The organism is Candidatus Hydrogenedentota bacterium, assembly GCA_012523015.1.
In the GTDB taxonomy this organism is placed as follows: Bacteria; Hydrogenedentota; Hydrogenedentia; order Hydrogenedentales; family CAITNO01; genus JAAYBJ01.
Genome location: JAAYJI010000272.1, coordinates 1 through 4,730, shown reverse-complemented (window position 1 = coordinate 4,730; position 4,730 = coordinate 1). Strand labels below are relative to the sequence as shown.

The window sequence follows — 4,730 nt, the reverse complement described above, 5'->3', positions numbered from 1 at the left end:
TGCCATGGACTGCTCTCTTTACAATCTCATAACTCCCGGCAAATCCCATCGGCCGTAAACGATCGTATATCCACGTGGCCTTATAATCCATGTCTTCCATAAGCCATGCTTCAATATTGCCGCGATAGGCATCCAAATGGCTTTTACGACTGGATACACTTTGCTTTTTCATGGCCAGTGTCGGTTCATCAAGGTATTTCTTCACCGTGTTCCGGCTGATACCCAGCTTCCTAGCAATCTGACGCTGGCTCAGACCCTGCCTCTTCATTACATGTATGTCCAAAACGGTCTCCTTTTTTTCAATGGCTCCTCCTCGATCCTACTGAGATAAAATACATACATTACTCTTTTCTCTCAGTAACTCCACCTCTATGTGGCTCACTTTTCAACGACCATTTTTGGCTCAATTTATCACGACCGGGAACAACATAAGCGACATTTCTGAAACCGAGACGACGGATCACGTCTAAATAAAGCAGAATCCGCCTTAGAAATGGCATTCGTCAAAATTCCCCGAATTAAATATTGGCACAGCGTCTAAATGCGGGAAACGATTTCAGCAATCCTTGCCCCTGCTTTACCTTCCCAAAGAGGCGGTATCACACCCTTACGCTCCTTGCCATCAAGTAATCGGCGCGTTTCTTCTCGTAGCAGTGCCATATCTTGCCCCACCAAGGTATTGGTGCCTACATCCACCGTTACCGGACGCTCTGTATTCTCACGCACCGTAAGGCAAGGAACACCCAGATAAGTAGTTTCTTCCTGAATCCCGCCGGAATCGGTGATGACCAGTTTTGCTTTCTGCTGCATGCACAAAAAATCCAAATAGCCGACAGGATCGGTCAATTGCAGGTTACAGTTTTCCCTGATTTTGATTTTATTGGCGGCGATGCGCTCACGAGTGCGGGGATGAATAGGAAAGACGATGGGCAAATCTTTGCTGATTTCACCGAGGGTTTCTATAATCTGTTTGAGCATAGCCGGCTCATCCACGTTTGATGGCCGGTGCAGTGTGACCAGACAATATTTCTTTTCCTCAATTTTTAAATCAGCAGAAAGCTGGGGCCACAAGCCTCCCGCCTTCGGTAAAAGCCGCGCTAGCGTGTCAATCATCACATTGCCGACAAAATGGATCTTTTCTATAGCCACACCTTCCCGAAGAAGGTTTGCATCGCCGTCCTGTGAAGGAGTGAATAGATAATTCGCAATCTGATCCGTCATCAGACGATTAATTTCCTCGGGCATAGTGCGGTCAAACGAGCGCAACCCGGCCTCTACATGACCCACACGGACACGCAGCTTTGCGCAAACAAGGGCGGCAGCCACCGTTGAATTCACATCTCCGTAAACCAAAACCAAATCAGGCTTTTCTCTTAAAACCGTCTCTTCAAACCGCATCATAATCTGCGCCGTCTGCACGGCATGTGAACCGGAACCGACTTCCAGATTTACATCCGGGGCAGGTAAACCCAACTGCTGAAAGAAAATATCAGACATATTCACATCATAGTGCTGGCCGGTGTGAACCAAAACCTGTTGTACCTGTGAATAAGCAGCAAGCGCCTGATGGACTGGGGCTACCTTCATAAAATTCGGCCTGGCGCCGACGACATGCAATATCTTCATATGGTGATAATCTTTCCTGATTTAGCCGATTCCACTGCCGCGAAACTTACTCTTGTGGCATTAACAATTTCATCAAAGGGGATCAGGGACGGGGCATTTTCGCCCACTGCTTTAATAAACGCGGCAGCTTGGCCGGATTCCCGACCATGACCGCGCCGGACGGCACATCTTTTAAGACCACTGCCCCAAGTCCGAAAACGCAATCCGCACCAATACTAATTTTTTGCATTTTGATAAAAAAGCTGCTTCATGTGATTCATAACGTCATGTATAGTTGCAGCAGTTTTCTCACTTCGGTTGACCAGTTGTATTTTTCTTGTACCGCCCGCTGGCCGTTTTGGCCCATACGTTCGGCTTCGTGTGGGTTTTGAACCAAGTAATCAATTGCACGCGCTATGTCTTTTAGGTCAAGTGGGTTTACACACATTCCACACGAATTACCATCAATAATCTCACGCCACAGCGGAAAGTTGGAAGCAATGACAGGCAATCCAGCATACATATATTCAAACATCTTTACTGGCAAGGCATCAATATAGTTTATAATGGGATGCAAAGTCACCAAGCCGGCCACTGAATGTGCGAGAACTGAACGAACTCCTTCACGGTTCTGCCATCCTAGCGCATCCACTTGCTGCCAACCAGCCTCAGCTTGACACAACGCTTTAAAGTCAGCTTCCACAAAGCGGCCCGCCAACTGCAATCTCGTACCACTTTGCACGCGTTCCATAGCGCGCACAATTTCTAAAACACCACGACTACGAGATATGCCCCCCACATAACACACCTGGTTTTGTTTGGCCTTCCAGTTTATCATTCCAGTGGACAGCTCGCCAAGCAAGGGAAAGTTGTTGATATCCACAGAACGAATACCCATGCTGTTAAATTTGTCGCGTATAAAGGGTGTGGCGGTAATTACCGTATCCAGCTTACGGCAGGCCCATTGCTCGTACACGCGAAGAGCCTGAGACAAAACATATCTGGAAAACTTGTTCAAATAATGCTTGCCCAATAATTGCTTGGGGACGTCTTCATGCGAATCAAAAATCACCTTCTTGCCGTATTTTTTCAGTCGTAAGCCGATGGGTATTAGCTCCGGGTCGTGCAAATGATACACGTCGCAATCCAGTTCCATTGCCTTTTGGTAGACCCTACTGACCGTCCTGGTCATTCTGGAAAGTCGCCCGCCGGTGGTTTTGCCGACGCTTACGATTGTGACGCCGTTCTTTTCTTCATAAGGTAAATCATCCGCTACAAGCAAATACACTTTATACTTCGGATCCTTTGCGAGCGAAGTGCACATTTTAAGAAAAATCCGTGTATCGTAACGGGGGTGAACAGAGGTGAGGTGAGCGATTTTACGAATAGGCATTTATGGCTTTCCCGGTCAACTTAGTTAGAATATTCTGTGTGGCTTTCAAGAGTTTGTATCGACCATCCCAGTTTGCAAATTTCGAATAGTGCCTGGGCGGAGCTTCTATATATGCGTTCAATTCAGGCACGGTAATACCCAGCTTCCCGGCAATATACGCCTTGTCTTCCTGAAGTTCAGCCTCTTCATAAAGGGACGCCTGCAAAGCCTTAAGGGTCTGCTCGCGACTGATTATCCCGGTCACAATCATGCTGGATAAATGGGGCTTTCGTTTATCCATGTTGAATTTTTTGGGCAGGTAATAATTCTGAAAAAACTTGGTGAACCGCGACTCCCCATGCTTGCGCTCATAGGGCACATAGCCGATGGCCGTCAAACGTTTGAGGGCAATTTCCTTGCTATAGGGCATCAAATTTAAAGGCCTCACCGTTGTCATTTTTTTGATGAAGGGATAATAGACGTAGTATTCAAAAAAACTAATCAGAGGAAAATCCCGTAGTGGCCTTGTCCCGTATTTTTGATGAATCGCTTTGATATTGATGGCGTCCATAGCCGCATGGTGCCATGCCGCAGGAAAGATGCATTCGGTTGGAATATTGCCCCCGCCAATCACATAGCGAATATGGTTTTTTACCGCAAAATGATAAAGAGCCGCAAAGAATGCATGATCCTGCACTACATCCTGATTCGCCACACCGGCTTTCAGATAGGCCAATTGAAGGTCTTTTACCTCTTCCCAATCTATTACAATTTTATGGAGTTGAAAACCGCAATGATTCAATACAGCTTCAATATTTTTAACCGCAAACTCACTGTTCCAACCTGCATCTACGTGAACAACGAGCGATCGCAGCCCATAGTCCTTCATCACCAGAGCCAAATAAGAGCTGTCCAGCCCGCCGCTTAAGCCTAAAATACAGTCGTAAGATTTGCTCCTATTTTCTTGTTTAATCTTGTCTACCAAAGCCTCCAGCTTGCGCTGCCCTTCTTCATTGGGAAACCACCGCCTGGACGTCACTTCATCAAAATTTCGACAATGATTGCAGACACCGGCACTATCAAAAGTGATGTCAGGGTCGGTGGTGTCCATCACGCAGCGGGTGCAGGTTTGCAAAATAGATTCATTCATACTTATGCTCTTCCTTGAATAGCTTTTTGATAAATGGCAATGGCTCTATCCGTAAAAACCCTTTCCCCATATTTAGATTGAGCTTCCGCCCGCAGTTGCTCCGGCCTGTAGTTGGCATGCGTTTTTACAATTTTTTCCATAGCCGCCGCGAGTTGGTCTTCGGACCCGACATCGACCAGGATACCATTACCCGGATTTACAATATCCTCGGGGCCGCCGCATTTTGTGGCAACCAGCGGGATGCCGCAGGCCAGCGCCTCAATCAAGACTACGCCGAAAGTCTCAAAAGAACTTGGAAGCACAAAACAATGTGATTTCATCATCTCGTCCCGAACAGACTCTCTTGGTAATCGCCCCAGAAATTCCACCTGCCCGGCTATACCCAATTGTTTTGCAAGATTTTTCAACTTTGATTCCAGTGGACCATCGCCTATGAAAGTGAGGCGATATTTTTGATTTTTGAATTTTTTGGAAAAAGCCCTTAAAGCCAGAGCCTGGTTTTTATTATCGTCCAAAGATGCAACATTGAGAAAACGAAAGTAATCGTCTTTTTTTTCATTACGCTGTTTTTCAAAGAATATGCCATCCACTATGTTATGAAAC

6 protein-coding genes are annotated in these 4,730 nt (G+C 46.4%); all 6 read right to left on the bottom strand.

What is annotated here, in order from left to right; translation table 11 throughout:
- A partial coding sequence (locus tag GX117_12050) for a winged helix-turn-helix transcriptional regulator (protein NLO34061.1) occupies positions 1-283 on the bottom strand: 283 nt, incomplete at its 3' end.
- A gap of 254 nt (positions 284-537) precedes the next feature.
- Positions 538-1,626: a UDP-N-acetylglucosamine 2-epimerase (non-hydrolyzing) gene (wecB, locus tag GX117_12045; GenBank protein ID NLO34060.1), complete on the bottom strand. Its 1,089-nt coding sequence runs from the start codon at positions 1,624-1,626 to the stop codon at positions 538-540.
- Between the two features lie 82 nt (positions 1,627-1,708).
- Positions 1,709-1,855, bottom strand: coding sequence for a hypothetical protein (locus GX117_12040; GenBank protein ID NLO34059.1), 147 nt, complete (start codon positions 1,853-1,855; stop codon positions 1,709-1,711).
- Positions 1,856-1,882: 27 nt separating this feature from the next.
- The gene (locus GX117_12035; protein ID NLO34058.1) at positions 1,883-2,998 is read right to left on the bottom strand and encodes a glycosyltransferase family 4 protein; all 1,116 of its coding nucleotides are present in this window, start codon (positions 2,996-2,998) and stop codon (positions 1,883-1,885) included.
- Entirely contained in the window at positions 2,985-4,127 is a 1,143-nt protein-coding gene (locus GX117_12030) for an N-acetyl sugar amidotransferase (GenBank protein ID NLO34057.1), read from the bottom strand. Before GX117_12030 ends, GX117_12035 begins: the two co-directional genes overlap by 14 nt.
- 2 nt (positions 4,128-4,129) lie before the next feature.
- On the bottom strand, positions 4,130-4,730 hold a 601-nt coding region (locus tag GX117_12025), incomplete at its 5' end, for a glycosyltransferase family 4 protein (protein ID NLO34056.1).